Source organism: Psychroflexus sp. ALD_RP9, assembly GCF_017311165.1.
In the GTDB taxonomy this organism is placed as follows: domain Bacteria; phylum Bacteroidota; class Bacteroidia; order Flavobacteriales; family Flavobacteriaceae; genus Psychroflexus.
The window spans coordinates 1,021,315-1,047,630 of the sequence record NZ_CP062973.1; the positions used below are offsets into that span (position 1 = coordinate 1,021,315).

General features: G+C 34.8%; 28 protein-coding genes. 13 read left to right on the forward strand and 15 right to left on the reverse strand.

Going from position 1 to position 26,316, the window contains the following annotated elements; genetic code table 11:
- The first annotated feature begins 52 nt into the window (after positions 1 to 52).
- From IMZ30_RS04820 to IMZ30_RS04870, 11 genes are read left to right on the forward strand one after another with little or no spacing between them, the layout of a single operon-like run.
- The gene (locus IMZ30_RS04820) at positions 53 to 2,356 is read left to right on the forward strand and encodes a putative monovalent cation/H+ antiporter subunit A (RefSeq protein ID WP_207039403.1); all 2,304 of its coding nucleotides are present in this window, start codon (positions 53 to 55) and stop codon (positions 2,354 to 2,356) included.
- A 6-nt stretch (positions 2,357 to 2,362) separates the two neighbouring features.
- The gene (locus tag IMZ30_RS04825; protein WP_207039404.1) at positions 2,363 to 2,776 is read left to right on the forward strand and encodes a Na+/H+ antiporter subunit B; all 414 of its coding nucleotides are present in this window, start codon (positions 2,363 to 2,365) and stop codon (positions 2,774 to 2,776) included.
- A gap of 1 nt (position 2,777) precedes the next feature.
- A complete protein-coding gene (locus IMZ30_RS04830; protein WP_073192679.1) occupies positions 2,778 to 3,131 on the forward strand; it encodes a Na+/H+ antiporter subunit C in 354 nt (117 codons plus the stop codon).
- On the forward strand, positions 3,128 to 4,636 hold the full coding sequence (locus tag IMZ30_RS04835) for a proton-conducting transporter membrane subunit (RefSeq protein WP_207039405.1): 1,509 nt from the start codon (positions 3,128 to 3,130) through the stop codon (positions 4,634 to 4,636). Before IMZ30_RS04830 ends, IMZ30_RS04835 begins: the two co-directional genes overlap by 4 nt.
- A gap of 2 nt (positions 4,637 to 4,638) precedes the next feature.
- Complete coding sequence (locus tag IMZ30_RS04840) at positions 4,639 to 5,115, forward strand: Na+/H+ antiporter subunit E (protein WP_207039406.1); 477 nt, start codon at positions 4,639 to 4,641, stop codon at positions 5,113 to 5,115.
- The gene (locus tag IMZ30_RS04845) at positions 5,112 to 5,387 is read left to right on the forward strand and encodes a cation:proton antiporter (protein WP_073192676.1); all 276 of its coding nucleotides are present in this window, start codon (positions 5,112 to 5,114) and stop codon (positions 5,385 to 5,387) included. The genes IMZ30_RS04840 and IMZ30_RS04845 overlap by 4 nt, the downstream gene beginning before the upstream one ends.
- A complete protein-coding gene (gene mnhG, locus IMZ30_RS04850) occupies positions 5,380 to 5,790 on the forward strand; it encodes a monovalent cation/H(+) antiporter subunit G (RefSeq protein WP_207039407.1) in 411 nt (136 codons plus the stop codon). Before IMZ30_RS04845 ends, mnhG begins: the two co-directional genes overlap by 8 nt.
- Positions 5,783 to 6,919 (forward strand): aminotransferase class I/II-fold pyridoxal phosphate-dependent enzyme, encoded by a 1,137-nt coding sequence (locus tag IMZ30_RS04855; protein ID WP_207039408.1) that lies wholly within the window; start codon positions 5,783 to 5,785, stop codon positions 6,917 to 6,919. Before mnhG ends, IMZ30_RS04855 begins: the two co-directional genes overlap by 8 nt.
- A 24-nt stretch (positions 6,920 to 6,943) precedes the next feature.
- Positions 6,944 to 7,705 (forward strand): exodeoxyribonuclease III, encoded by a 762-nt coding sequence (locus tag IMZ30_RS04860; RefSeq protein WP_207039409.1) that lies wholly within the window; start codon positions 6,944 to 6,946, stop codon positions 7,703 to 7,705.
- Positions 7,706 to 7,720: 15 nt separating this feature from the next.
- Positions 7,721 to 8,677 (forward strand): OmpA family protein, encoded by a 957-nt coding sequence (locus IMZ30_RS04865; RefSeq protein WP_207039410.1) that lies wholly within the window; start codon positions 7,721 to 7,723, stop codon positions 8,675 to 8,677.
- Between the two features lies 1 nt (position 8,678).
- Positions 8,679 to 10,691 (forward strand): thioredoxin domain-containing protein, encoded by a 2,013-nt coding sequence (locus IMZ30_RS04870; RefSeq protein ID WP_242529703.1) that lies wholly within the window; start codon positions 8,679 to 8,681, stop codon positions 10,689 to 10,691.
- Positions 10,692 to 10,743: 52 nt separating this feature from the next.
- Here IMZ30_RS04870 and dgt read toward each other — a convergent pair whose 3' ends face one another.
- The 12 genes from dgt to IMZ30_RS04930 all read right to left on the reverse strand — a co-directional run bounded on the left by dgt (position 10,744) and on the right by IMZ30_RS04930 (position 22,669).
- Positions 10,744 to 12,090 carry a dGTP triphosphohydrolase gene (gene dgt, locus IMZ30_RS04875; RefSeq protein ID WP_207039411.1) on the reverse strand — a complete coding sequence of 449 codons (1,347 nt, stop codon included), beginning with the start codon at positions 12,088 to 12,090 and terminating at the stop codon, positions 10,744 to 10,746.
- A 253-nt stretch (positions 12,091 to 12,343) separates the two neighbouring features.
- The gene (locus tag IMZ30_RS04880; RefSeq protein ID WP_207039412.1) at positions 12,344 to 12,850 is read right to left on the reverse strand and encodes a hypothetical protein; all 507 of its coding nucleotides are present in this window, start codon (positions 12,848 to 12,850) and stop codon (positions 12,344 to 12,346) included.
- Between the two features lie 57 nt (positions 12,851 to 12,907).
- Positions 12,908 to 13,258: a hypothetical protein gene (locus tag IMZ30_RS04885; RefSeq protein ID WP_207039413.1), complete on the reverse strand. Its 351-nt coding sequence runs from the start codon at positions 13,256 to 13,258 to the stop codon at positions 12,908 to 12,910.
- A gap of 2 nt (positions 13,259 to 13,260) precedes the next feature.
- A complete protein-coding gene (locus IMZ30_RS04890; RefSeq protein ID WP_207039414.1) occupies positions 13,261 to 13,404 on the reverse strand; it encodes a hypothetical protein in 144 nt (47 codons plus the stop codon).
- Positions 13,405 to 13,461: 57 nt separating this feature from the next.
- Complete coding sequence (locus IMZ30_RS04895; RefSeq protein WP_207039415.1) at positions 13,462 to 13,827, reverse strand: hypothetical protein; 366 nt, start codon at positions 13,825 to 13,827, stop codon at positions 13,462 to 13,464.
- A 1-nt stretch (position 13,828) separates the two neighbouring features.
- Positions 13,829 to 15,349 carry a DUF6973 domain-containing protein gene (locus IMZ30_RS04900; RefSeq protein ID WP_207039416.1) on the reverse strand — a complete coding sequence of 507 codons (1,521 nt, stop codon included), beginning with the start codon at positions 15,347 to 15,349 and terminating at the stop codon, positions 13,829 to 13,831.
- A gap of 253 nt (positions 15,350 to 15,602) precedes the next feature.
- Entirely contained in the window at positions 15,603 to 15,896 is a 294-nt protein-coding gene (locus IMZ30_RS04905; protein WP_207039417.1) for a DUF805 domain-containing protein, read from the reverse strand.
- Between the two features lie 160 nt (positions 15,897 to 16,056).
- Positions 16,057 to 16,602 carry a DUF6705 family protein gene (locus IMZ30_RS04910; protein ID WP_207039418.1) on the reverse strand — a complete coding sequence of 182 codons (546 nt, stop codon included), beginning with the start codon at positions 16,600 to 16,602 and terminating at the stop codon, positions 16,057 to 16,059.
- Between the two features lie 16 nt (positions 16,603 to 16,618).
- The gene (locus IMZ30_RS04915; RefSeq protein WP_207039419.1) at positions 16,619 to 18,124 is read right to left on the reverse strand and encodes a hypothetical protein; all 1,506 of its coding nucleotides are present in this window, start codon (positions 18,122 to 18,124) and stop codon (positions 16,619 to 16,621) included.
- 280 nt (positions 18,125 to 18,404) lie between these two features.
- Complete coding sequence (locus IMZ30_RS04920; protein WP_207039420.1) at positions 18,405 to 20,852, reverse strand: ribonucleoside-diphosphate reductase subunit alpha; 2,448 nt, start codon at positions 20,850 to 20,852, stop codon at positions 18,405 to 18,407.
- Positions 20,853 to 20,895: 43 nt separating this feature from the next.
- Entirely contained in the window at positions 20,896 to 21,876 is a 981-nt protein-coding gene (locus IMZ30_RS04925) for a ribonucleotide-diphosphate reductase subunit beta (protein WP_207039421.1), read from the reverse strand.
- A 220-nt stretch (positions 21,877 to 22,096) separates the two neighbouring features.
- The gene (locus IMZ30_RS04930) at positions 22,097 to 22,669 is read right to left on the reverse strand and encodes a DUF3109 family protein (RefSeq protein ID WP_207039422.1); all 573 of its coding nucleotides are present in this window, start codon (positions 22,667 to 22,669) and stop codon (positions 22,097 to 22,099) included.
- A gap of 91 nt (positions 22,670 to 22,760) precedes the next feature.
- Here IMZ30_RS04930 and IMZ30_RS04935 point away from each other — a divergent pair, with 91 nt between their 5' ends.
- Entirely contained in the window at positions 22,761 to 23,339 is a 579-nt protein-coding gene (locus IMZ30_RS04935) for a MarC family protein (protein WP_207039423.1), read from the forward strand.
- Positions 23,340 to 23,344: 5 nt separating this feature from the next.
- Positions 23,345 to 23,551, forward strand: coding sequence for a hypothetical protein (locus IMZ30_RS04940; protein WP_207039424.1), 207 nt, complete (start codon positions 23,345 to 23,347; stop codon positions 23,549 to 23,551).
- Here IMZ30_RS04940 and IMZ30_RS04945 read toward each other — a convergent pair.
- The 3 genes from IMZ30_RS04945 to IMZ30_RS04955 are packed head-to-tail and all read right to left on the reverse strand — an operon-like array spanning position 23,544 to position 26,158.
- Positions 23,544 to 25,112 (reverse strand): S41 family peptidase, encoded by a 1,569-nt coding sequence (locus IMZ30_RS04945; RefSeq protein ID WP_207039425.1) that lies wholly within the window; start codon positions 25,110 to 25,112, stop codon positions 23,544 to 23,546. The two genes, IMZ30_RS04940 and IMZ30_RS04945, sit on opposite strands and share 8 nt — an antisense overlap.
- A gap of 13 nt (positions 25,113 to 25,125) precedes the next feature.
- Positions 25,126 to 25,563 (reverse strand): deoxycytidylate deaminase, encoded by a 438-nt coding sequence (locus tag IMZ30_RS04950; protein WP_207039426.1) that lies wholly within the window; start codon positions 25,561 to 25,563, stop codon positions 25,126 to 25,128.
- 10 nt (positions 25,564 to 25,573) lie between these two features.
- Positions 25,574 to 26,158: a HupE/UreJ family protein gene (locus tag IMZ30_RS04955; RefSeq protein ID WP_207039427.1), complete on the reverse strand. Its 585-nt coding sequence runs from the start codon at positions 26,156 to 26,158 to the stop codon at positions 25,574 to 25,576.
- Positions 26,159 to 26,316 lie beyond the last annotated feature (158 nt).

Consider the following 26,316-nt stretch of genomic DNA (forward strand, 5'->3'; position numbering starts at 1 on the left):
AATTCGTGAGCGTTAAAATAAAATTTATATTTGTGCATCCTATCAATTAATTATGTTAGAAGCAGTTTTAGTCGGATTTATATTTGCAATTCTCTTGGTTTTTGTTGGCCGTTGGTTTCGTGGGCCTATTGCTGTGGTTGCTGCATTAATTCCGATTGGACTGTTTATTTACTTTTTACTAAACATTAATATCATTTCAGGTGGTGATGTTGTTTATGAAAGCTACCGATGGATACCGAATTTTGGGGTAAATCTTAGCTTTAAACTCGATGGTTTGTCGCTGCTTTTCAGCTTAATGATTACTGGCGTTGGTAGTTTGGTGTTTCTGTACACAGCAGCTTATTTAAAGGGTCATAAATATCTAGACCGGTTTTATGGTTATTTAAGTTTGTTTATGGCGGCTATGCTCGGCTTGGTCTTGTCTGACAATTTAATTTCGATGTTTGTGTTTTGGGAGCTGACTAGTATTTCATCATTCTTTTTAATTGGTTTCAACAACGATTCTAAAGCCTCTAGACAGTCGGCCTTAGTTGCCTTAGGAATTACAGGCTTCGGCGGTTTATTACTTCTTGGTGGTGCGTTATTGTTAGGCTTTATTTCAGGCACCTATGAAATTTCTGAAATGCTATCTCAAAGTGATATAATTACTCAACATCCTTATTATGCTTTGGCAGCGATTTTAATATTTGGTGCTGCTTTTACAAAATCGGCTCAATTTCCATTTCATTTTTGGTTGCCTGGTGCGATGAAAGCACCAACGCCTGTATCAACTTACTTACATTCAGCCACAATGGTTAAAGCAGGCGTCTATTTATTATTTCGATTTTCACCTGTTTTAGGTCAAACTGAATTATGGCATACCACACTCATTAGTATTGGTGCTATCACTATGCTATATTCTGCCATACATATTATTTTTAGAACCGACTTAAAAGGTATTTTAGCATATTCGACCATTTCGGCCTTAGGAATTTTGGTGTTTTTAATTGGCATTGGTACCGAAGCCGCGTTGATTGCCGCATCTGTTTTTATTGTTGTACACGCTTTATATAAAGCCTCATTATTTTTAATTATCGGAATCATAGACCATGAAACGGGAACAAGAGACATCACAAAACTTACGGGTTTACGCAAAGTTCTTTTGCCCGTGGCTATTGCAGGATTTATTGCGGCATTAATCAGTGGTGGCGTGCCACCAAGTATTGGTTTTGTGGGTAAAGATTTAATTTACGAAGCAACTTTACACTCGAATAATGCAGTTTTACTTACCGCTTTAGCCATTGCCACAAACGCTTTATTATTTTACGGTGGCTTTGTTGCTGGTGTTAAACCATTTATGGGCCAACTCCCACAAAAGTTTGAAAAAATTCATTTACCAAGTCCGTTAATGTGGCTTCCACCATTAATTATGGTTATAGCCGGAATAATTTTCGGAATTGCGCCTGGTTTAATTGAAACCACTTTTGCCCAACCTATCGTAAATGTCATGTTTACTTCAGCTGAAGATGTTCATTTAAAATTGTGGCATGGCTTTAACCTAGTGCTCGGTCTAAGTGCCTTAACATTAGCCGTTGGAACGGTATTGTATTTCCTATTGAAGCCTACGCATCAAAAAGAAACATTCATCAGTCGGTTTAATTTTATAGCTCCAAAAGATTTAACATTGAAACTTTCAGAGGGTTTTGAGTGGTTCGGACATATTTGGACAGGCTATTTTCAAAATGGCTATTTAAGACATTATTTATCGATTGTTGTTGGCTTTATTATTTTGTTATTAGGCTATTTATTGCTTTTCGATTTTAACTTGAATATTGATTATTCTAGTTTAGCCCGAATTACCGTGTATGAAATTGCTATTGTGATTATGATGGTTATTGCAATTGTTTTTACTGTTTTTACTAAATCACGTTTAGCTGCAGTTGCTGCTATGGGTGTTGTTGGCTTTGCGTTTAGTATATTCTTTTTATTTTACAGTGCACCCGATTTAGCAATGACGCAATTTTCGGTTGATACCTTAACAGTTATTTTATTTGTGTTGGTATTGTACAAACTCCCAACCTATTTAAAATTAACCAATGATAAAATTAGGATAAAACACGGTATTTTATCGGTAAGCTTAGGTGGCCTTATTACCATATTAATTCTTAAGGTACTCAACGAACCCAAAAACACAGAAATTACTGATTTTTATGCAGAAAACGCCTATAAATTGGCTCATGGAAAAAACATTGTGAATGTTATATTAGTCGATTTTAGAGGCATTGATACTATGATTGAAATTTCTGTCTTAGTTGTTGCAGCATTAGGTGTTTTTGGTTTATTAAAGTTAAGATTAAAAACAAAGGATAAAAAATAAAAGCAAGTGAAAACCATAATTTTAAAAACAGCCTCGAACTATTTACTACCAGTATTGCTGCTGTTCTCGGTATTTATTCTACTGCGAGGGCATTATTTACCTGGTGGTGGTTTTGTCGGTGGTTTAGTGGCTGCAATTGCTTTTGTACTTGATGCTTTTGCAAACGGCCTACAAAACACGAAACAAGTGCTTAAAATTCACCCTGGTTTTTTTATGCCTGTGGGTTTGGCTATTGCCTTTTTAAGTGCAATATCGCCTATGTTATTTGCAGACCTACCGCTTATGACGGGCTTGTGGGCGCATGAAGCCGTGCCTGTTTTAGGTAAAATTGGCTCGGCATTATTTTTTGACACTGGCGTTTATTTGGTGGTAATTGGTGCCGCTTTAACTATTATTTTCACCATATCAGAATCAGCTTAATATGGAATTATTGTTAGCTATTATTACCGGTTTACTTTATGCAGCAGGCATTTATATGATTATGCGCCGCAGCATTGTAAAGCTAATTTTAGGTATCGTATTATTGGGTAATGGTGTTAACCTACTTATCTTTTTATTAGGACGGATTACAAAAGGTGAACCACCTATTATTTCAGATAGCGATAAAATTTTAGAAGGTATTTTTGCCGATCCTATTCCACAAGCGCTTATTTTAACCGCAATTGTTATCAGTTTTGGTTTACAATCGTTTGCCATTATATTGGTTAAACGTGCTTATAAAGTTTTAAAAACAGACGATCTCGATCAACTAAACACCACAGACGAAGATTCATGACAAACCACGTGATCATATTACCATTAATTGTTAATTTGCTATTTAGCATCATATTGATGTTTTTCTGGCGTAACATTAACTTTCAGAAACTCTTTAGCGTTATTGGTAATGCCATTGGTTTGGGTGTTGCGATTTACGTATTTATACATGTATATCAAAACGGCACACAAGTGGTTGAAGCTGGTAATTGGGAAGCCCCTTTTGGAATTGTATTTGTAGGTGACATGTTAGCTGCGACTTTGGTTCTATTAACAGCAATCAGTGGTTTAGCAGTTTCTATTTTCTCTAGCATTTCAGTGATTAATGCGCGATTACGTTTTGGTTACTTTAGTGTATTTCAGTTTTTATTATTAGGGCTTAATGGTGCATTTTTAACTGGTGATATTTTTAACCTATATGTTTGGTTCGAAATTATTATTATTAGTTCGTTTGTGCTTATCAGTATTGGAGGTGAGAAAAATCAGCTTGAAGGTGCTGTAAAATATTTTGCACTTAACTTCTTTGCTTCTATGATATTTTTGACCGCTTTAGGCGTTTTATATGGTTTAGCAGGAACCCTAAATATGGCTGATTTAGCAGGCAAAGTTCAAAGTATTGAAAATCGTACTTTAGTAGATGTTTGTGCGGTATTATTTTTAGTTGGTTTTGGTATAAAATCGGCTATTTTTCCGCTATACTTCTGGCTTCCCGCATCATATCATACACCACCATCAGCTGTTTCAGCCATTTTTGCTGGTTTATTAACTAAGGTTGGCGTTTATGCCTTAATTCGTGTGTTTTCAATGATTTTTGAGATAGACGTTTTCCTTCAAAACTTACTCATCGGACTTGGGATTTTAACCATTTTTTCTGGCGGTATTGGTGCTTTAACCCACACAAATATTCGTAAAGTTTTTTCGTATTTAATTATTTGCCACATTGGTTTTATGATTGGCGGACTTGGTATGTTTACAAAAGTTGCCTTAACTGGTGTTGTGTTTTACCTCATTCACGATATAGTAGTTAAAACCAACTTGTTTTTAATTGCTGGTGTAATTTACCGGATAAAAGCCAGCACAAGTATGAACAATATAGGTGGTCTTTATGCCAATTATCCAAAATTGAGTTTACTCATGGCCATCCCATTATTTTCTTTAGTTGGTGTGCCTCCATTGTCAGGCTTTTGGCCTAAATTATCACTTATTTTAGCAAGTTTTAGTGAAGCGCAATATTGGTATTTTGGCGCCTTAATTTTCGGAAGTTTTATTACATTATTTATCATAGCGCGATTATGGTCTAAGGCTTTTTGGAAAGACCAACCTGAATTTAAACGCGAACGCAAGTTTATATACTTTTATGAACTTCGACCATTTCAAAAATTACAGTTTATCATGCCTATTATGCTGTTAACTTTTGTAAGTTTATATATTGGATTTGGCGCTAACCACATTCAGGAACTCTCGGTTAGAATTGCTGAAGAAATCACCAATAAAGATTTATACATTAAAGCCGTGTTAAACCCATAATTATGAAAACACAGTTTTTATCTAACATATTACTTATGCTCATCTGGGTGTTTTTAACAGGTAGCTATACCTTTGAAAACTTCAGTTTCGGGTTTATATTGAGTTTTTTAATCTTGTGGATCATTTCTCGTAAAAACGATCAAAATAAGTATTTTAAAATATTACCTCGCATTATTGGTTTTTTCTTCTTTTTTTTATGGGAAATGATTAAAGCTAATATTCAAGTTGCCATTGAAGTTATTACACCTACACATCATATGAAACCTGGCATTGTTAGTGTACCGCTTGACGCTAAAACCGATGTTGAAATTACTTTTTTAGCCAACTTAATTACTTTAACACCTGGAACTTTAAGCCTTGACGTCTCTACAGACCGCAAAGTTTTGTATGTGCATTCGATGTACGTTCACGACAAACAAGAATTTATAGACGATATTAAAAACGGATTTGAAAAGCGATTATTAGCCATATTAAGATGACCTTAAACGACTATTTATACTACGTTATATTGCCCTTGCTATCTTTAGCTGAAATTCTTGTGTTTATACGCTTCATCAAAGGCCCAAGCATTATAGACCGCGTTGTTGCTCTAGATTTACTCATTACTATTGGTATCGGAATTATTGCAATTTATAGCATCATCAACAACCAACCTACTTTCTTAGACATCGCCATGATTTTAGCACTCATTGCTTTTTTAAGTACCGTTGCCTTTTCCTATTACCTTGAAAAAAGAAACAAAAATGACTGATGTATTAATCTACATATTTGCCACATTAGGCACCTTGTTTGCCTTACTAGCAGCTATCGGCATTATTAGGATGCCAGACACATACTTAAGAATATCTGTTAATACCAAAGCAGCTACTTTAGGCGTAGGTTTGCTGCTTGGTTCATCAGCCGTCTATTTTTACGACTTTTCAGTAACCACACGTGTACAAGCTATTGTAATTTTTATTTTACTCACCGCACCTGTGGGCGCACACCTCATTGGACGAACTTCGTATTTTTTAGGCAATAAACTTTGGGATGGCTCTGTAATTGACGACTTAAAAGACCGTTACAACAAATCAACGCACGAGCTAAAAAGTGACCCAGAACAAGAAGAAGAAAACAACTCAAAACAAGATTCAAAAACAGATAGCAATGCCTAAATTACCAAAGGCGTTACAGTTAAAACTAGATCAGCGCCTGCGGAATGAGAGTCTTCGTGAACTCAAAACCACGCTCCCATCATTAACCGATTTTGCTTCGAATGACTATTTAGGTCTGAGTCAACTTACTTCGGTTGAAGTCACTGCAAAACAAATTCTAAAACAGTATCCAATTGATGCTAAACCTGGTTCACGATTACTCACCGGAAACTCTCAATTACACAATAACTGTGAAGATTATTTAGCGCATTTTTATCAAGCAGAATCGGCCTTATTATTCAATTCAGGTTATACCGCTAACTTAGGTTTAATTTCAGCGATAGGTTTACGACAAAGCTTAGTTTTGTTTGATGAACTTGTGCATGCTTCTATTCGTGATGGCATCAGTTTAGCACAAGCCAAGAGCTATAAATTTAAACATAATAACCTAGATGACTTAGAACGAAAGTTACAACAATATGCCCATCAATTTAACAGTATTTATGTAATTACGGAAACTGTATTTTCTATGGATGGCGACCAAGCACCTGTTGAAGAAATCAATGCGCTTTGTAAGCAATTTAATGCTCACTTTATTCTTGATGAAGCTCATGCCATTGGTGTATTAGGCAAACAAGGTTTGTCGTTTCAAAACATTAATTGTTTAGCACGTGTAATAACTTTTGGAAAAAGTTTTGCGCAACACGGCGCTGTTATTTTAGGGAGCGAAGCTTTAAAATCTTACCTTATTAACTTCAGTCGGAGTTTAATTTACACCACGGCTATTTCAACACAGCAAACCGCCTTAATTTGGGCCGCTCATCAAGAATTTAAAAAAAATCTTAGCTTAGTACATCAGCTTCAAACTAATATTGCTTTATTTTTAGAGCAAGTACAACAGCTTCAGCTAGAAGATTATTTCATTATAAGTCAATCAGCTATTCAATCCTGCATCATTTCAGGAAATTCAGCATGTAAAAGCATCGCCGAGGCACTTCAAAAAGAACAATTTGATGTGCGCGCTATTTTATCACCAACAGTTCCTAAAGGAAAAGAACGGCTTCGCTTTTGCCTTCATGCCGATAATTCACCCCAAGAAATTAAGCGAGTTTTAGCACTTTTAAAAGTAAAACTAGCCTCAATTTCATAACTTTGAAAGCCTTAAAATGACGCTATGAAAATTATTTCTTATAATGTAAATGGCATACGTGCTGCCTTAAAAAAAGATTTACTCGGATGGTTAGCTGCCACTGATGCAGATGTGGTTTGTTTTCAAGAAACCAAAGCCCAACCCGAACAAATTGATAATCAGCTTTTTTATGACTTAGGCTACCAGTATTGCTATTGGTTTTCGGCTGAAAAGAAAGGTTACAGCAGTGTTGGTATTATTTCGAAACACGAACCAAAACATGTAGAATACGGAACAGGTATTGATTATATGGATCGTGAAGGCCGTAATTTACGGGTTGATTTCGATGGGCTTTCAATCATGAGTTTATATTTACCATCAGGTACCAATGATGCTCGTCTTGAGTTTAAGCTGCAATATATGGCCGATTTTAAAACTTATGTAAACCATCTTAAAAAAGAACACCCAAACCTGGTAATTTGTGGCGATTATAATATTTGTCATGAACCGATTGATATTCATGACCCGGTTAGACTTAAAAATGTGTCAGGCTTTTTACCTGTAGAGCGCGAATGGCTTAGCAACTTTCTAGAGTTAGGCCTTATTGACTCGTTTAGACATTTGCATCCCGACAAAGAACAATATTCTTGGTGGAGTTATCGTGCTAATGCTCGTGAACGTAATAAAGGATGGCGATTAGACTATCTACTTATTACACAAGATTTAAAACCGCGATTAAAACGGGCATTAATTTTGCAGGAGGCAAAACATAGTGACCATTGTCCCGTTTTATTAGAACTAGATTAATTTATTTTATAAGATATGAAAAAGATATTTCTTTTAAGCTTGATTTCAATCAGCTTAACCGCTTGCGTGAGTCAGAAAAAATTTGATGCACTTACCCGCCAATTTGAAGATTTACAAGCTGACTTCAATCATCAATCTGATGCATTAAACGACTGCCAAAACTCATTAGAAGCTATAAAAACTGAACGGCAAGAATTAGCTTCTCAGGTTGAAGCACTCGAAAAAGATAAAAAAGAAGTTGAAAAAGAGTTAGCAAAAAAACAAGACGAATACAATCAACTTTCACAATCTTACAATGCACTTGAAGCCAACAGCAGTAAAGTTTTAGCTGAAAATGCACAACAAAACAGAGCACTCTTAAAAGAGTTAGAAGCTAAAAAGACGGCACTGGCAGAAGAACAAAAACGCTTAGAGCAATTACAACAAGATTTAGATTACAGAGCCAAAAGAATAGACGAATTAGAACGAATGATTGTTGCTAATGAAGAAAAAATGAAAGCACTAAAAGACAAATTATCTAGTGCACTCATTAATTTTGAAGACCGCGGTTTAAGCGTAGAACAACGCGACGGTAAAGTTTATGTTTCTATGGAAAATAAGCTCTTATTTAAATCTGGAAGTTGGACGGTTGGTGCTGAAGGCCAAGCTGCTGTTCAAGAACTCGGTAAGGTTTTAGCCGATAATACAGATATTGCTGTTTTAATTGAAGGCCATACAGATAATGTACCTTACAATGGTAGCGGACAGTTAAAAGACAACTGGGATTTATCGACCAAACGTGCTACTGAAGTTTTAAAACTACTTTTACAAAATGAAAATATTGAGCCAGAACGCTTAACTGCAGCCGGACGTGGAAAATATGCACCTGTTGCGCCAAATACAACCCAATCTGGTAAAGCTAAAAATCGCCGTATTGAAGTTGTGCTCACACCACAATTAGACGAAATTTCGCAATTACTAAAGCAAGATTAAATTGAATTTACTACACAAAGCCTCAAGTCCGTATTTATTACAACATCGAGACAATCCAGTACATTGGCGTGAATGGAATGCTGAAAGTTTGGCTTTAGCTAAAAAAGAAAATAAACCATTACTAATAAGTATTGGTTATGCCGCCTGCCATTGGTGCCATGTTATGGCTCACGAATCTTTTGAAGACCAAAAGGTAGCTGAAGTCATGAATGCTCACTTTATTTGTATTAAAGTTGATCGTGAGGAACGACCTGATGTTGACCAAATTTACATGGATGCGGCACAAATCTTAACTGGCCGTGGCGGCTGGCCTCTTAATGCTTTTGCATTTCCAGATGGCAAACCCTTTTATGCAGCCACCTATTTTCCTAAAGATAATTGGTTAAAAGTGCTTAAAAATGTAGCAAAAGCTTATGATACCCAACAAGAACAGCTTAAAGACACAGCTTTAAAGTTAACACGTGGAATTCAAGATATTGATCGCTTAGATTTTACTGAAAATAATCAAGCCATCAATTTTAGTACCACCGATTATCAAGACTTGTTGGGCAGTTGGCAGCGCTTTTTTGACTCTAAGCATGGTGGCTTTAAAGGCGCGCCTAAATTTGCCATGCCCAGCAGCTGGCAGTTTTTATTACAATACCACAAGCTTACTGAAAATAAAGAAGCCTTAGAACAATGCCTGAACTTACTTGACCATATGATTGCTGGCGGTATTTATGATCAAATTCACGGTGGCTTTGCGCGCTACTCTGTCGATGAACGCTGGTTTGCCCCGCATTTTGAAAAAATGCTATACGATAATGCGCAAATGATTAGTTTACTAGCTAATGCTTATAAAATTACCCAAAAGCCAAGTTATAAAACAGCCATTGAACAAAGCCTTGACTTTGTTAACAATTGGCTGAGCGATAAAAATGGTGGATTTTATTCGGCGGTTGATGCTGATTCTGAAGGTCGTGAAGGTGCGTTTTATACATATAGCTATCATGAGTTAGAAGAAGCATTAACTTCAAATGAGTTTGAAATAGCAAAAAGCTACTTCAATTTAAAGCAAAAAGGCAACTGGGAAGAAGGACAAAATATTATCTATACCGCTCAATCAATTTCAAAACTAGCCGAAGCGTTTAACTTAACTGAAGGCGAATTTGTGGAAAAATTGAATCTTATTCGTTCCAAAATCAAAACATTAAGCGATTCTAAACCACGGCCTGAAATTGATACAAAGATTTTATGCAGCTGGAATGCCATGATGCTCAAAGCTTATGTTGATGCTTACCAAGCTTTAGGGCTTCAAACTTATCTTGATAAAGCAAAAGCTAATGCTGCTTTTATTCAGAAAGAACTTTTAAGTGAAAACCAGCAGTTGTTCAGAAATTATAAAGATGGACAATCTAGTATCACCGGATTTTTAGAGGATTATGCGTGGTTAAGTTTGGCTTTAATTAGTCTATACGAAGCCACTTTAACTGTAAGCTATTTAGAGCTAGCTAAAAAATTAATTGATAAAAGCATTGCTGATTTTTACGATGCGGATTTAGGTTTATTTTACTACACTTCAACCGAAGCCGAAGCGCTAATTGCGCGTAAAATTGAAGTTAATGACAATGTTATTCCATCTTCTAATTCGGTGATGTTGCAGGCTTTATTCAAACTACACAAATTCTATAATGCCAACAGTTACAAGCGTATTGTTCAAAAAATGTTAGCTAAAGTCTCACCAAAACTTCATAAATCTGGCCCGTATTTGGCTCATTGGGCCATTGTTGTGGGTTACTTAACACATCCTTTTGCTGAAGTGGTGACCTGCGGAAGTGATTATGCTCAAAAGCATAAACTTTTACTACAGCATTATAATCCTAATGCCATCTTTTTAGGCGGTACAACTGAAGACTTAGCGCTGATGAAGGGCAAGACCGATTATAATCAAATTTTTGTTTGTGTTGACCAAAGTTGTCAGCAGCCAGCAAACACAGTTGAAGAAGCTTTAAAACAGTTAAAGGCGCTTTATTAAAAAATGATACAATCAAGTATTTGAGGAAACAGCTTTATGAGTAAAGCTGAGACTAAAGCGCCATACCTGTAAGCTTTTTATAAGTACGTAAGGCTTCACTATCAGTCATAGCAGCGATATGAGAGCTAATATCTATCAACCAATCTTCGGTAGGTGATTGCTCAACATTAAAATGAGGCAGAAAGTTGGCTAAAATTAAACGGTCGATTGATGTTGATTGGCCATTGAGTTGATGCTCTACGGCAGTGGTGAATTGGTGTAGTAAACTTGTTAAGACTTTATAGCCTACAATTTCTTTATCCATGACCTCTTGGCTGCGGTAAACATTTTTAATACTGATATTTATAATATCTTTAATTTGGGCCTTATAACGCGACTGTGACAATAAGTCTACATGAAAGTCTCCATTTAAAATAGCGGTTTCATTCGCCATGAATATGTCGACTGTTTCTCGAATTAATGTCCCAATGGCTAGGGAACGCAAATAAGCCACCCGATTTTTAGTGGTGTTGAGTTTGGCGTATTTATCGACATCAATTTTATGATTAATAAGCTTGGATAGGTATTCTAAGGCGTAATCTTCTGGGATTAAACCGAGATTAATCCCATCTTCAAAATCGATAATGGTATAACAAATATCATCGGCAGCTTCAACTAGAAACGCTAAAGGATGACGTGCATAACTTTGGCCATGTTCGTGGGTTGAGATTGGTAATCCGACGTCTCTAGCTACCTCATCAAAAAATTCAGCTTGCTGGGAAAAGTAACCGTATTTTTTATGGGCGATTTGATTGGTCGGTTTGTGAGGTAAAGATGCCTTAGGGTATTTCGTAAAACTAGCTAAGGTTGCATAAGACAAGCGTAAACCGCCTACAGAGCCATCGCGTGTTTCGGTGAGTAATTTGAAGCCGTTGGCATTGCCTTCAAAATGGGTGAGGTCTTGATACGCAAGTTTTGAGATTTGAGATTGAAAGCGTTGGCCTGGGCCAGTTTTAAAGTAATCGCTCATAGCATTTTCACCAGAATGCCCAAAAGGTGGATTGCCAATGTCATGAGCAATGGCTGCCGCGGCAACAATGGCACCAAAATCGTTAAAATGAAAGCCGTGTGTGGCTGCTAAATAAGGGTATTTTTTTAAGATGGCCTTGCCCACATTTCGGCCTAAAGAGCGCCCAACGACGGAGACTTCTAGGCTGTGTGTTAATCGGGTATGTACAAAATCGGTTTCGGATAGCGGAATCACTTGGGTTTTATCTTGTAAGCTTCTGAAAGCTGATGAAAACACAATACGGTCGTAGTCGACTTCGAAGCCTAAGCGTGTATCGTCTTGTTCTTTACGGATGCGTTTATGCTTGTCGCCAAAACGCTTGAGTGATAAAAGTTGTTCCCAGTTTGCCATGCGGAAAATAATTTGATTCAAAAATACGGTATTGTGGCGTGATTGGGCTCAAACATTTTAAAAATCCTTTTTGTGAAATTCCTGCTCTAATTGAAAACTAAATTGTGTTGTTGGTGAAGGTGGTTGTTTCAGGGTTTTAAAAGAATTAATGTCTATGAAATGTCTTCCTAGGGAATACCACTATTTTTCATTGAGTCAAGATCGTACGAAGACATATACCTGTAAATTCATAACGCAATAAACCAAACAACAATTAAATCTCTGTGATTCTACTTTTTAGTAAAGTCATTTCATAACAGGGCACAAAAGTTTTCTCTAAGTCAGATTTAAAAATGATAAAAATATTGTAACGCTTGTAGGTCTTTTTTCTGCCCTTTTGCAAATACTCATAATAATAAGAATAATGTTTGCTAAAAAATTGTGATACTTCCTTGTTATTATAGTTGTTGAGTTTAATCATAAAAGGCTTAATATCTTCAAGATTTCCTTTTCTTTCTAGTTCTGATACCATTTCTTTTGGTAATAGATATCTGAAGTTATTTTGAAAATTATTGGGAGAATTTATATGTCTCAAACCCAAATTCCAATTCTTACTCTTGTTAACATGGTAATATTTGATTTTAACATTGGAATTTTCATTATGTTGAATTATCGTATCTGTTTGCCTATCAACCACTAAAAAAAGGCTTTTTGAAATAGATTGCGAAAAAGCACATTTCACAAAGAATATAATTATAATAAGGGCTATATAGTTTTTCATATTAGCTAGTTTAGGCAATTGTTAGTCGTCGTAAAAATATATTGGTGTAAAGATTGGTTAATATTCAACAGAATTTAGTTTTTTGATATCCCAACATCCATCAAAATTTCTTAAACCTTCAAACTCAATGTAAACATTTTCAAAAGGGATAAAAATGCCAACTTTGAAAAATTCTTTTTTAGATTTTATTTTCTTTAAAGTTTTGATTACTAAAACACCCGTATATTCTTTATCAGATGTTAAGGGTAGATCTTTAAAGTTTTCACTAAAGTTATTTTTAAAAACTACTGGATCATCCACATAATGTAAAACTTCTTTATGGTTAAGAATTTTTGAAATCAATTCTTCTTTGTTATTATTTTGAAGTACAAGGTTTGCTATTAAAAATAAAGATAAGATTGATTTCATGTCTAGTAATATTTATTTAAGATTAACCATTGAGCTGAACCTGCATTTAAATCTTGACCATATGTATTAATTTCAAATATTGTACCTTCTTCACCAGGATAATCAATCCCATCTAGGTTATCCAAAAAATGTACATATTCATGCATAATCCTTGCACCAAGTAAAAAAGCAAAAGCATTAGCTTAGCTTGAATAAGACCGAAATTAATTCATTTCATTTTTAGTTATTAATAAAGTATCTTTTTCAATTTTTAAGTTAAAATTGTAATTTTTGAATACAGCATTAGAATAGTACCCAAAACCCTTTTCTAATTTATTTCCACCTTGAAAAATTTCTAAAAAATAAGTGCCATCAACACCTTTTAGGTTCATATCTAATATTAGATGACGTTTTTCTTTCGAATCAATATGAGTCGTTCTATAGGTTTTGCTTTCTTTTTCAGTACCATAGGTTATTTTTAGGCTATCGATAATTGAATTAGTAGAATTATTTATTGAAATTTTAGTTTGTTTGTCACTTGTACAGGATAAAAAACATAGCACAATCAAAAACATTAAATTAGGTTTCATTTTATTGATTTGTAGGAGTTAATTGAGTAGAAGGATTTATTCCGAAGTTTGGTGGAATAACCGGACCTAATGGTGATAAATATCTAAGGTTACCATTTAGTAATTCTGTATAAACTGAATCGGAAAGATCTTGGTCTGAAGCAAAAAAACTCGCATTATCACCAATTAAATGCCCAATATCATTGTTATGCAAATCCATCTGAACTTCTAAAATTAGATGCGCTGGAACTTCACTCTCGTGGGCTGTTGAAAATAATCTTGCAATTGTATCACCAGCATCGTTTGAATTCATTGCATTAAAAAAAGCATGCCTAAAAGCATCGGATTTATCATTTCTTGCACTATTTCCATATCTATTTTCGGTTTCTGTATGTGCGTCATCTACATTCGCTTTTATTATTAAAGCATGCAAAGGAAATAGTTTTATTAATAATTCTTCTTGTTCTGTTAAATCACCAAAACCTTCATCGTCTAAATTAAAAGTGAAATTATTTTCGATAAAACTTTCATTATTCCACCATCCAAATGGCAGGCCTTCATCAATTCCAGGATAATTAGTTAAATCATAATCATCCTCAGCATCGGGATTATTCAAAAGTATTTGAATAGCTTCTTTTACAAAAGCTAAAGCTTCTTGGCTGTAAAAGCCTTGGGAATCTTGTGAGTTATTAAGAAAAGTTTCAATAGCGCTTTTTTGGGATGGCGTTGCTTGACTAGCCCACCACCAACTATGAACTGCACTTAAATATTGTGTAGTTAATTGAAAAATAGTTCTTATTTGTGGCGTGTTTGGTGTTGATACATTAGGATTGGTCACCATATTCCCGCCGCCTGAGCTAGAATCACCAGCGTCTATTGTATTTATGTTGGGTGATGTACAAATTAATGAACAACTTTGATAGGTATAAGGTTGATCTTCGTCATCTAATGTACAGCTTTGACCAGGAGCATGTGCACCACTTTCACACATTACATCAATTGTTGTACAATTATTTCGACATAATTTAGCCATCATATCATTTAGTGTTCCGTTTTCTAACTGTCTTACTATCATTTGACTTTCGTCTTGTAATTCAAAATCTATACCATTTTCTATTTGCTCTAGTTGTTCAAGGCTAATATCATATTGAATAAGATACTCATCGTAAGTTTGTGTGCCAACATTGTAATGCAAAACCATATTTTCAAGCGGATAATCTGCCTGTGGATGAGAAATTTTTAAGGTAATTGTGTGAGTGTTAGCATGTGCTACATACAACACATCTTCTGTATTAACAAAAACACTATCTACATTATTGCTTTTCTTTTGAAAATGAGTTGAAAGTGTTCGAGAGACTTTAGATATTAAAGGTTTGACTTTAGCTTTTTGCGGTAATTGATCTAAACTAAAATATTGAGAAGTTATGTTTGGTTTGTGCTCAGTTAAAGACATCTCGTTTTGCTCACAACCTAATAAGGCAATGAGGAATGTACACATGATTAGATTAATCAGTTGCGACCGTTTGTTGCATGTTAAATTCATAAAATTGGTTTTAAAATTAATATGAAGCTAAAATAGAGACTTGTTTTTAACTTGCGGTAGGCAAAATCCGTAAAAAAAGTAAGCATAATCCGTACTTTTTAGGGTAAAAACAGCTGATTTACTCGATAAGGTTATATTTTTGGTGTTTTGTTAAGACTTTTTTTAAGATTTAAAAGACTTTTGGTGTGAAGCTTGGCTCTAAATAATAACCGCGCTAATCTCAATTAGCGCGGTTGATGTTAGGGTTAATTAATTATTTTTCAGCGGGGAAAGAAGCTAAAATTAAATTTACAAAAGGAATTAAAAATAACCACTTATTAAATTTGGTTTCGTTTAACCTACGCATTCCTAAAGTGATAGATGGTAACAAAAATACAAGCCTGATGATCATTGCATTAGTATCATTAATTGAATCAAGACCTCTTAGAAATCCAATCAGTGGACCAACAAAAAAAATAAAAAAGGCTTGATATATCCAAAATTCTTTTTCAGAAACTTGGCCTGTTATATCTACAATTTTTACAAATGGGTTTAAAATATACTTCATCACATTAAAGATTGTTTGGGCTTGGTTAGTTAGCTTTTTACTTGACTGTATTTAAAAAATTAAATTTAATACTACTTTGTTTACAATATTGTTTTTAAAATAAGGCTCTAGCTTATATCTTGCTAGAGCCATCTATTTTAGTTAGTTAACCAAACTTTGGTTACTCGACCTTAGTCAGGATTAAGTTTGTTGGGATATTAAAATGCTCCGGCTCTTCTTTTCCTATAATTCGAAGACCTTTGAGCGTGCGCTCTTCAACCAACCACGTGGCTTGTTGTGGGCAAGTGGCACATTCCCGTGGTAATAGATCGATGCTTAAGCTACCGCGTTTTAGTTTACGGTCATACAAGCCCAGTTCGTAATTGATGGTATTGTCATCAATAGATGCATACATACCCATAGGGTCTTTAATACCTCCAAATAAACAATATGTATTTCTTTCGCCATCAAAGTGTGGTAATAAGTAGTCTGTGCGATAGACATAGGTTTCTTCGCCTGCTGCATTCACTTCAAGCATACGGCAATGCCCCGCCAAATTATCGCCTTTCTGGAATATAATGACTCTAAAAATTTGGTTGCTATTGCTAAATTGGTGTTCCCAAGTGCCTATAAAGCGGTTAAAGCCAATGTTAGTGGTTTGTGCTTTTATGCTAGTACTTAAACCTAAAAGCAGTAATATTATTGGGAGTATTAATCGTGTGTTCATGGTGTTTGGGTTTTAATTAATTACAATCTTGTCTTAACGGAGAACCGTTTTTTAAACTCAGTTTTTTAAAAGTTTCAAAAGGATTGGGATGCCCGTCTGTGGGTTCAGCATCAAATAAGGTGACCCCAAGGTCTGCCTCATCCATAAATTTAAGAAACTCTTTTAAAACAGTTTCGTTATCTCCATCAGTTTCACTTATTCTGCGGTTGGGGTTCTCAGGTTTAAAATATTTACTATAAATTTTTTTAAAATTATCTTTCGACGCAAAATACTGTTCTTTTTGACCTATTGGATCGGACAAGTTTGTATAATCTCCTACTATAGTCGAGAAAAAGAAGTCAATTAATTTTTGAGGATTATTTACTGTAAGGGCGTAAAAAGTTCCTTTTTGAGTTGGTAAAAAGGCCACAAAATTATCTGATAACTTATTGTTGTATGCAATTGTAGCTATGGCTAATAAATCATCTGGCGAGAACACAGAAAGTGTGCCATCACCTATATTGGGATGCGTATGAGATAAAACAACATAATTGTTAGGAGGATTATCGAAGATGGGCACATACGGGTTACCTTCGGTGCCTTCTTGTTCCAGAATATCGTTAGAGCCTTCAAACATGCTTATGGCTTTTTCTTTATCAAGGTTAAGGGTATCCTCATTAGATAAGGTTCTTAATTGTGTCATGTAGTCTTGGTTTAGAGCCGCTTCAGCAAAGCCTTTTATTTTGTTGCACTCTGTATTAGGTTCTTGAATGATGACATCATCGTTATCACCATCTGCATTAATTGTGCCAGGGTTGGCAGCAAAGCTGTCGTCTGAGTTGCCTGAGCTATTACCACCACCATTACGGCCGCCACCGCCTGAGCTAGAGTCACCAGCATCTATGTTTTCGTCTTCTACATATACCATCACATAAGTAAAGCGTGTTGTAATACATAAACTGCAGCGATCACATTTACCACTTGCACACTTGCCAGTATTTGTACAGTGCTCTTCTGTTTGTTCTTGCCACTCACCTTGCCAGCCTTTAGCAATACCATAAGCTAGACCGTCTGAAGACAAGACTTGGTTAATGTCACTATAACTTTTTTGGGCCTCAGAATCAGTAGATTTAGTAAGTTCAAAGATTTTAGAATTCCATTGATTATTTAGATCTTTTTTTAGCACTAGATTATAAATCACGTTTGGTTGAGGCTGAAATAAAGGCTCCAGATAAAACGTATAAGTCTCTATACCGAAATTATTAGAATAGTAATAGATAGTTTCATCGGTTAAATTGAAATCATTAAATGAAAGTGTTAAGGAATCGTTTAATGATTTTGCTCTTGCAAAACTAGAATTAAAAAATTCTATAGGTTTCGTAATTTGAGTTTTTTGGGAGAACTCCTCTCCTGAAATAACATTAGGATTTTCTCCTAGGTGTTGTTCATTATGAAGGTGTGGTGGGTCTTCATAATCTTGGCAACTTGTAACTGCTAATACAAGTGCTAATCCTGCTAAGATTTTCGCATGAATTTGTTTCATAAAAATTGGTTTTAAAATTAATATGAAGCTAAAATAGAGACTTGTTTTTAACTTGCGGTAGGCAAAATCCGTAAAAAAAGTAAGCATAATCCGTACTTTTTAGGTTAAAAACACCTGATTTACTCGATAAGGTTATGTTTTTGGTGTTTTGTTAAGACTTTTTTAAGAAATTAGGTATCTCATATTTATAAATATTAATAGTGTACATTAGGTTTTATCTTAAAACAAAAAAGCCCGCCAATTAGCGAGCTTTTTATTTAAAATTGATTTTATGCTTACATTATGAACCGCACATTAAACAATCGTCTCCTTCAGACTCTTTTGATTGCTGAATTAAAGCTTTAAGTTCATCTGGAGATAAAGAGGTATCATCTGTTGCGAGCTTAGTTTCTTGCTTTTGGGCTGCAAACTTTTGTGCCGCTTTTGCTGCCGCTTCACTTGGCCGGTCATCCTTTTTCTTATCGTTTTTAAGTGTAAATTTAATAGCATCTACCGCCGATTTGGTTCTGAGGTAGTACATGCCTGTTTTTAGGCCACTTTTCCAGGCGTAAAAATGCATTGAGGTTAATTTGGCCATCGTGGCACCTTCCATAAATAAGTTAAGCGATTGCGACTGGTCTATAAAGTAACCGCGTTGGCGCGACATGTCTATAATATCTTTCATAGATAGTTCCCAAACGGTTTTATAGAGTTCTTTAATATCGTCTGGAATAATGTCTATTCCTTGAACTGAACCATTGGCACGCATAATGGCATCTTTCACATCATCATTCCATAAATCTCTTGCCACTAAATCTTTTAAAAGGTGCTTGTTGACCACAATAAACTCACCTGAAAGCACACGTCTGGTATAAATATTTGAGGTATAAGGTTCAAAAGCTTCATTATTTCCTAAAATTTGAGAAGTCGATGCTGTAGGCATTGGTGCTAGTAATAAAGAATTACGTACCCCATTTTCTTGAACTTTTTCTCTGAGTTTTGCCCAATCCCAACGACCGCTTAAGTCAGCATCTTTTAAGCCCCAAAGGTTGTATTGAAATTCACCTTTGCTTATAGGTGAACCTTCGTAAGTTGAATATGGACCTTCTTCTTTGGCTAGCTCCATAGAAGCTTCAACCGCACCGAAATATAGCGTCTCAAAGATTTCTTGATTGAGTTGTTTCGCTTCGTCTGAAGTAAATGGTAATCTTAATTGAATAAATGCATCGGCTAAACCTTGCACACCTAAACCAACAGGTCTGTGCCGCATATTAGAGTTTTCAGCTTCTTTTACAGGGTAATAATTACGATCAATGACTTTATTCAAGTTTTTAATCACGCGTTTGGTGATTTTGTACAATTCATTATGGTCAAATTCGCCATTTTTCACAAACATTGGTAGTGCGATAGATGCCAAATTACACACAGCAACTTCATCGGGACTCGTATATTCTAAAATTTCGGTACACAAGTTTGATGAACGGATTGTACCAAGGTTTTTTTGATTAGACTTACGATTGGCTGCATCCTTATAAAGCATGTAAGGTGTTCCTGTTTCTATTTGAGATTCTAGTATTTTTTCCCAAAGTTCACGAGCTCTTATAGTACGTCTGCCTCGACCTTCGGCTTCATACTTTAAATAAGTTTCTTCAAACTCTTCGCTGTGCATGTTAAATAAGTTAGGGCATTCATTCGGGCACATGAGCGTCCATTCGCCATTTTCTTCAACACGCTTCATGAATAAGTCAGGAATCCACATAGCATAAAACAAATCACGAGCTCTCATTTCTTCGGCACCGTGATTTTTTTTCAAATCTAAAAAGCTAAAAATATCGGCGTGCCAAGGCTCTAAATAGATCGCAAATGATCCTTTACGTTTACCACCACCTTGGTCTACGTAGCGCGCTGTGTCGTTAAAAACGCGTAACATTGGTACAATTCCATTAGAAGTTCCGTTGGTTCCTGCAATGTAAGAGCCTGTTGCACGTATATTATGTATAGACAAACCAATACCTCCAGCAGATTGTGAAATTTTAGCAGTTTGTTTTAAGGTATCATAAATACCGTCTATGCTATCTTCTTTAGTGGTTAATAAGAAGCAAGATGACATTTGTGGTTTTGGGGTTCCTGAATTAAATAAGGTTGGTGTTGCATGCGTAAAGTACTTTTTAGACATCAACTCATAAGTTTCAACCGCTGCCTCTAAGTCTTCTTTATGAATACCTATAGACACACGCATTAACATATGTTGTGGACGCTCTGCTATTTTACCGTCTAGCTTCAATAAATAAGAGCGTTCAAGTGTTTTAAATCCGAAGTAATCGTAATTAAAATCACGGCTATAAATAATTCTAGAGTCGAAAAAATCTTTATTCGCTTGAATAATTTCAAAAACGTCATCGGCTAATAATGGTGCTTTTTTTCCTGTACGTGGGTTAACATATTCGTATAAATCTGTCATGACCTCACTGAAGGTCTTCTTGGTATTTTTATGAAGGTTAGATACAGAAATTCTAGCTGCAAGATGCGCATAATCTGGGTGTGAGACTGTCATAGTTGCAGCAACCTCAGCTGCTAAATTATCGAGTTCGCTTGTGGTTACGCCATCGTACAAACCTTCAATAACACGCATAGCAACTTTAGTTGGTTCAACTAAAGGATTAAGGCCGTAGCATAATTTTCTAATTCTTGCGGTAATTTTATCGAACATTACCGGTTCTTTTTGTCCGTTTCTTTTAATTACATACATGCGTTTTGTGTTTTTATTGAGTTAAAATGATTCAACTCTATGTTTAGAAATCAGCATCAAAGCTAATTTTATTATCTTCTTCTTTGTTTTTAGACATTACACCGGCTTTTTGATATTCGCCAACACGTTTTTCAAAAAAGTTGGTTTTACCTTGAAGTGAAATCATGTCCATAAAGTCAAACGGGTTTGAAGTTCCGTATTCTTTTTCACAACCAAGTTCTACTAAAAGGCGGTCTGTAACAAACTCTAGGTATTGTGTCATTAAATTAGCATTCATGCCAATAAGGCTAACCGGTAGAGACTCCGTTATAAACTCGCGTTCAATATTAAGTGCGTCTACAATAATTTCTCTAATCCGTTCTTTTGGCACCTGATTAACTAAATGGTGGTTATGTAAATGCACAGCAAAATCACAATGTACACCTTCATCACGCGAAATTAATTCGTTAGAAAAAGTAAGTCCTGGCATTAAGCCACGTTTTTTAAGCCAGAATATAGAACAAAATGCCCCTGAAAAGAAAATACCTTCAACTGCGGCAAAAGCAATTAAACGCTCGGCAAACGAGTCTGATTCAATCCATTTTAAAGCCCAATCTGCTTTTTTCTTTATGGCTGGGAAATTTTCAATTGCTTTAAATAATTGATCTTTTTCGGCATCATCATCTACATAAGTATCAATTAACAAGGAGTAAGTTTCAGAATGGATATTTTCCATCATAATTTGAAAGCCGTAGAAAAATTTAGCTTCTGTATATTGAACTTCATTAACAAAATTTTCGGCAAGATTTTCATTAACAATACCATCTGAAGCAGCAAAGAAGGCTAAGATGTGTTTGATAAAGTATTGCTCGTCTTTGTTTAATTTATTTTTCCAATCGCTAATATCTTGGTGGAGATCTATTTCTTCAGCTGTCCAAAAGCTTGCTTCACATTTTTTATACCATTCCCAAATATCATGATGTTTAATAGGAAATAGTACAAATCTGTTTTCATTCTCTTCTAAAATAGGTTCAATCTGCGCCATAACTAAGTGATTTTGATGTTTGTTTTTTTGAAAAAGTGTGCTAACAAATATCAAAAATAAGTTTGCTTTTTTGCTATGATTTGAGCAGAGGTTATCAACAAAGTTATTAACAATCTGAAAAGCTTAGTGTATTCAAGCTATTTGAAATTGTCAGGTTAAAAATTTAATATTTGTTGAAGTATTTAAGCTTAAAAAGTAGACAAATAGATTAAAATAACAGCTATTCATTTTCGAGCTTAGTGACAACTTTTTCTAGGGCTTCATACCAGTCTTGGCCAAATTTTCTGATTAGTGCATTTTTGGTAAATTTATAAACAGGAACTTCTAATTCTTGGCCTAAACTACAAGCTGCATCACAAATTGACCACTTATCATAATTAACGGCTTCAAGTTCAGATAATTTTTGAACTCTTATAGGATAGAGCTCACAAGATACTGGTTTTTTAAAGTCTATTTTACCATCACGGTAAGCTTTTTCTATACCGCATAAAGCCATACCATCTTTTGAGAAGGTTACATAAGCACATTCAGCACCATTAACTAATGGTGTTTCAGGTTCGTCGAAGTCTGACATTACATACTTACCTTGGGCTTCGATAGAGGCAATTCCTTCTTCACGCAGGTAAGGTTTTACTTTTGGATAAATGTCCTCTAAAATTTCAAGTTCTTTTTCTTCTAAAGGAGCGCCAGCATCACCAGCCACACAACATTCACCTTTACAAGCTGATAAGTTGCAGGTAAACTCTGTATCGATAATAGCTTCTGAAATAAGTGTTTTTCCAATTTGAATCATGCCACAAATTTAACCATTTATTAAAAGAAAAAGGGCGTTTAAGTTGATGCTAATTCAAATTTGTCGAATTACTTTTGCAAAAATTTTTGGAATGTTAGAAGTATTTGATTTTAAAGAAATTTTCACGGCAGGAATGATTTTATTTGCTGTTATCGATATTATTGGAAGTATTCCTATTATTGTTGATTTACGTAAAAAAGTAGGGCATATTCAGAGCGAAAAAGCCTCTGTTGTTGCTGCTATACTCATGGTTTTATTTTTATTTATCGGTGAAACTATTTTGAGCTTAATCGGCATCGATGTTAACTCTTTTGCGGTTGCAGGTGCGTTTATTATATTCTTTTTGGCAATTGAAATGATTTTAGGTGTGCAACTTTATAAAGATGATGCACCTGAGACAGCTGCCATTGTGCCATTAGCATTTCCTTTAGTGGCAGGTGCTGGTACAATGACTTCAATTTTGTCTTTAAAATCTGAATTTGCAACGCCAAACATTATTGTTGCTATTATTTTAAACGTGATTATTGTTTATATCGTCTTAAAATCATCTAAAAAAATTGAAAAATTACTAGGTCAACAAGGAATTAGCGTAATTCGTAAAATATTTGGTGTAATTTTGTTAGCTATTGCGGTTAAATTATTTGCTGCAAATATTCAAGATTTATTTTAATATTTATGAAGTTTTTTATTCGTTTTTTATTGGTTTTCGCTTTAGGCTTTTTAATCTATAACTTAGTTATTATAGATTACGCATCACCTTTAACAGGTCATAGCTTTGACTCTGTAATTGCCTCGTTTATAGCTTTAGCCGCTATTATTTTGTTGATAATTTTACGTCTGTCGCAGAGTTTAAAAGAGAAATACGAAGAAGGCTCTAATTAGACTTTAATTGCAGGAGTCTTTTTATCATTAAATCGTGATGAACAATTATTTGGTTCGCTAAATTATCATCGAATAATTGCTGGGCCATGCTTGCTTTGAGGTAGATTTTTAGTTTGTTTATGCTGCTATCAAAATCATAACTCATACTAAAGTCGCCTAAATAATTTTCGAAGTCTTCAATCATTTTATAGGTAATTAAATCACTTGACAAAAACTCGCTTTCTGATAAGGCATTATAATAGTCACGATGTTGGTCTAACTGATTAAACATAAAACGAGACATAACACCACCTTCAAACATAAATTTGATGTCTTTTTCAATTTGAGTGTCTTTTATTGGCACAAAAACGTCAGGGATAATTCCTCCGCCACCATAAACAATTTTACCTTTTGGGGTTTTATATTGAAGTTTTTTATTAACACTAATGCTATCTTTAAACTTCATTTCACCATTGACATAGCGATTTTGGTAATCGTCATAATAATCTTCTGTGCCCGCGTCATAAGGTCTTTGTATTGAACGACCAGTTGGCGTATAATAACGTGCTACAGTTAATCTTACGGCGCTACCATCACCAAGCTTCATCTCGCGTTGCACCAAACCTTTACCAAAAGATCGACGACCAATGATTAAACCGCGATCGTTGTCTTGAATTGCTCCAGCAATTACTTCACTAGCAGAAGCTGTTTTTTCATTAATTAGCACATAAACATCTGTATCTTCAAATTCGCCATAAGAGGTTGCATAACGTTTGTTAACCTGACCCTCTTTATTTTTTGTAAATACCATCAAAGTTTCATCACTAAGAAATTCATCTAAAATATCGGTTGCTTCTTTCATATAACCGCCGCCATTATTACGTAAGTCTATAATAATTCCTTTAGGGTTTTTGGGCTGAAGCTGATTGAGTTTAGCTTTAAATTCACTATAAGTTGTTTCTGAAAAGCGATTAAGTTTAATGTAGCCTAAACTGTCGTTAAGCATAAAGCCCGCATCAACGCTTTTTAGAGGTACACGTTTTCTCAGCAAACTAAAATCTAACAAACGTTTTTGATTGGCTCTTTTTACTTTTAATTTAACCGGTGTATTAGGTTTACCTTTTAAAATACTAAAGATAGAATCTGTTGTCGTGGTAATTAAGTTTTTATTATTAGCTGAAATAATTCTGTCTCCTGGCAAAATGCCGGCTAGATCGCTTGGCCCATTAGGAATGGTATTGATAACCGCAATTGTATCGTTTACGGTAAAAAAACTAATACCAATACCTACAAAATCACCTCGCATTTCAGCTTGAACTTGATCGTAATTTAGGCTTGAAATATAAGTTGAGTGCGGATCTAATTGTTTTAAAATTGATTGAAGACTAACTTCTACAAGGCTGTCTGTGTTTACCTCATCAACATAAGATTGATCAATATAATTAATAAAACGTGAAAACTTCTGATTAGCCGAAGTAGATGCAGCTTTTTCTGGGTAATTCAACCATTGACCAAGATACATACCACTTACAACAGCTAATGCCACAATTATAGGTAAGTAAATTTTAGTTGAATTATTCATTAATTATATGCTTTTATATCGATTCTTCTAAATTAGCGACATGTTTAATATCTACGCCTGCTTTTTTTAAAAAATTAAGACCTGCGTTATCTTTATAAGCATTTTGATAGACTACACGAGTAATACCAGCTTGATGAATTAATTTACTGCATTCTTTGCATGGGGATAAGGTAATGTAAAGGGTGGCACCTCGACAAGATTGTGTTGATCCTGCTACTTTTAATATGGCATTAGCTTCAGCATGTAAAACATACCATTTGGTGTAACCTTCATCATCTTCGCAGTAATTTTCAAAACCAGTAGGTGTACCATTATAACCGTCTGAAATAATCATGCGCTCTTTCACGATAATTGCACCCACTTTTTTCCTTTCACAATGCGATAACTTACCCCATTCGCGAGCTATTCTTAAATAAGCTTTATCGAATTTATGCTGTTTGGCATCGGTCATAAAAAATCAATTAAAAAATCCAATTTTCGAATAGTAAAGGTAGACTAAGTCCTAATACAATCGATGATATGATTAACACCCAATCGCGTTTTGAAAAGCGCAAAAGTGTTTGAAAAATAGCAGATAATATTAAAATAACTAGCACTACAACTAGCTGAGACGCTTCTATACCCAAGGCAAACTCAAGAAGCATTAAAGCTATATCAGACGCACCTTCAGATAACATATTAAAATAGGTTGAAAACCCAAAGCCATGTACGAGACCAAAAAACAAGGTGACGATATATAAAACGGCTGATTTTGTACTACCAGCATCTTTGCCTGCTGTAAATAAATTAAAGATTGCCGTAAATACAATACTCAAAGGAATTAGGAATTCAATTATTGCTTTATCAAAATCTAAAATATCAAAAGCAGCTAAGGCTAAAGACAAACAGTGACCAACGGTAAATAAGCTAACTAGGGCAATGATCCGTTTCCATTGTTTTAAGGAATAGGCTGCTACTAAAACAGCAATAAACAAAACGTGATCATAGGCTGTAACATCTAAAACATGATTAAAGCCTAACTTAAAGTATAACCAAAAATCTTCCATTTAATTGAATTTGAACGTAAAAGTAAATAAAATGAAAAATTCTCACATTTTAAATGGTAGCTTTATTTGAGATTAAGCTAAAATTTAGCATTTAAATCTTAATATTAGGTTATTGAGCTTGGCCCAAAAATTTTAAAGTATGAAAATGATTAAAGTAA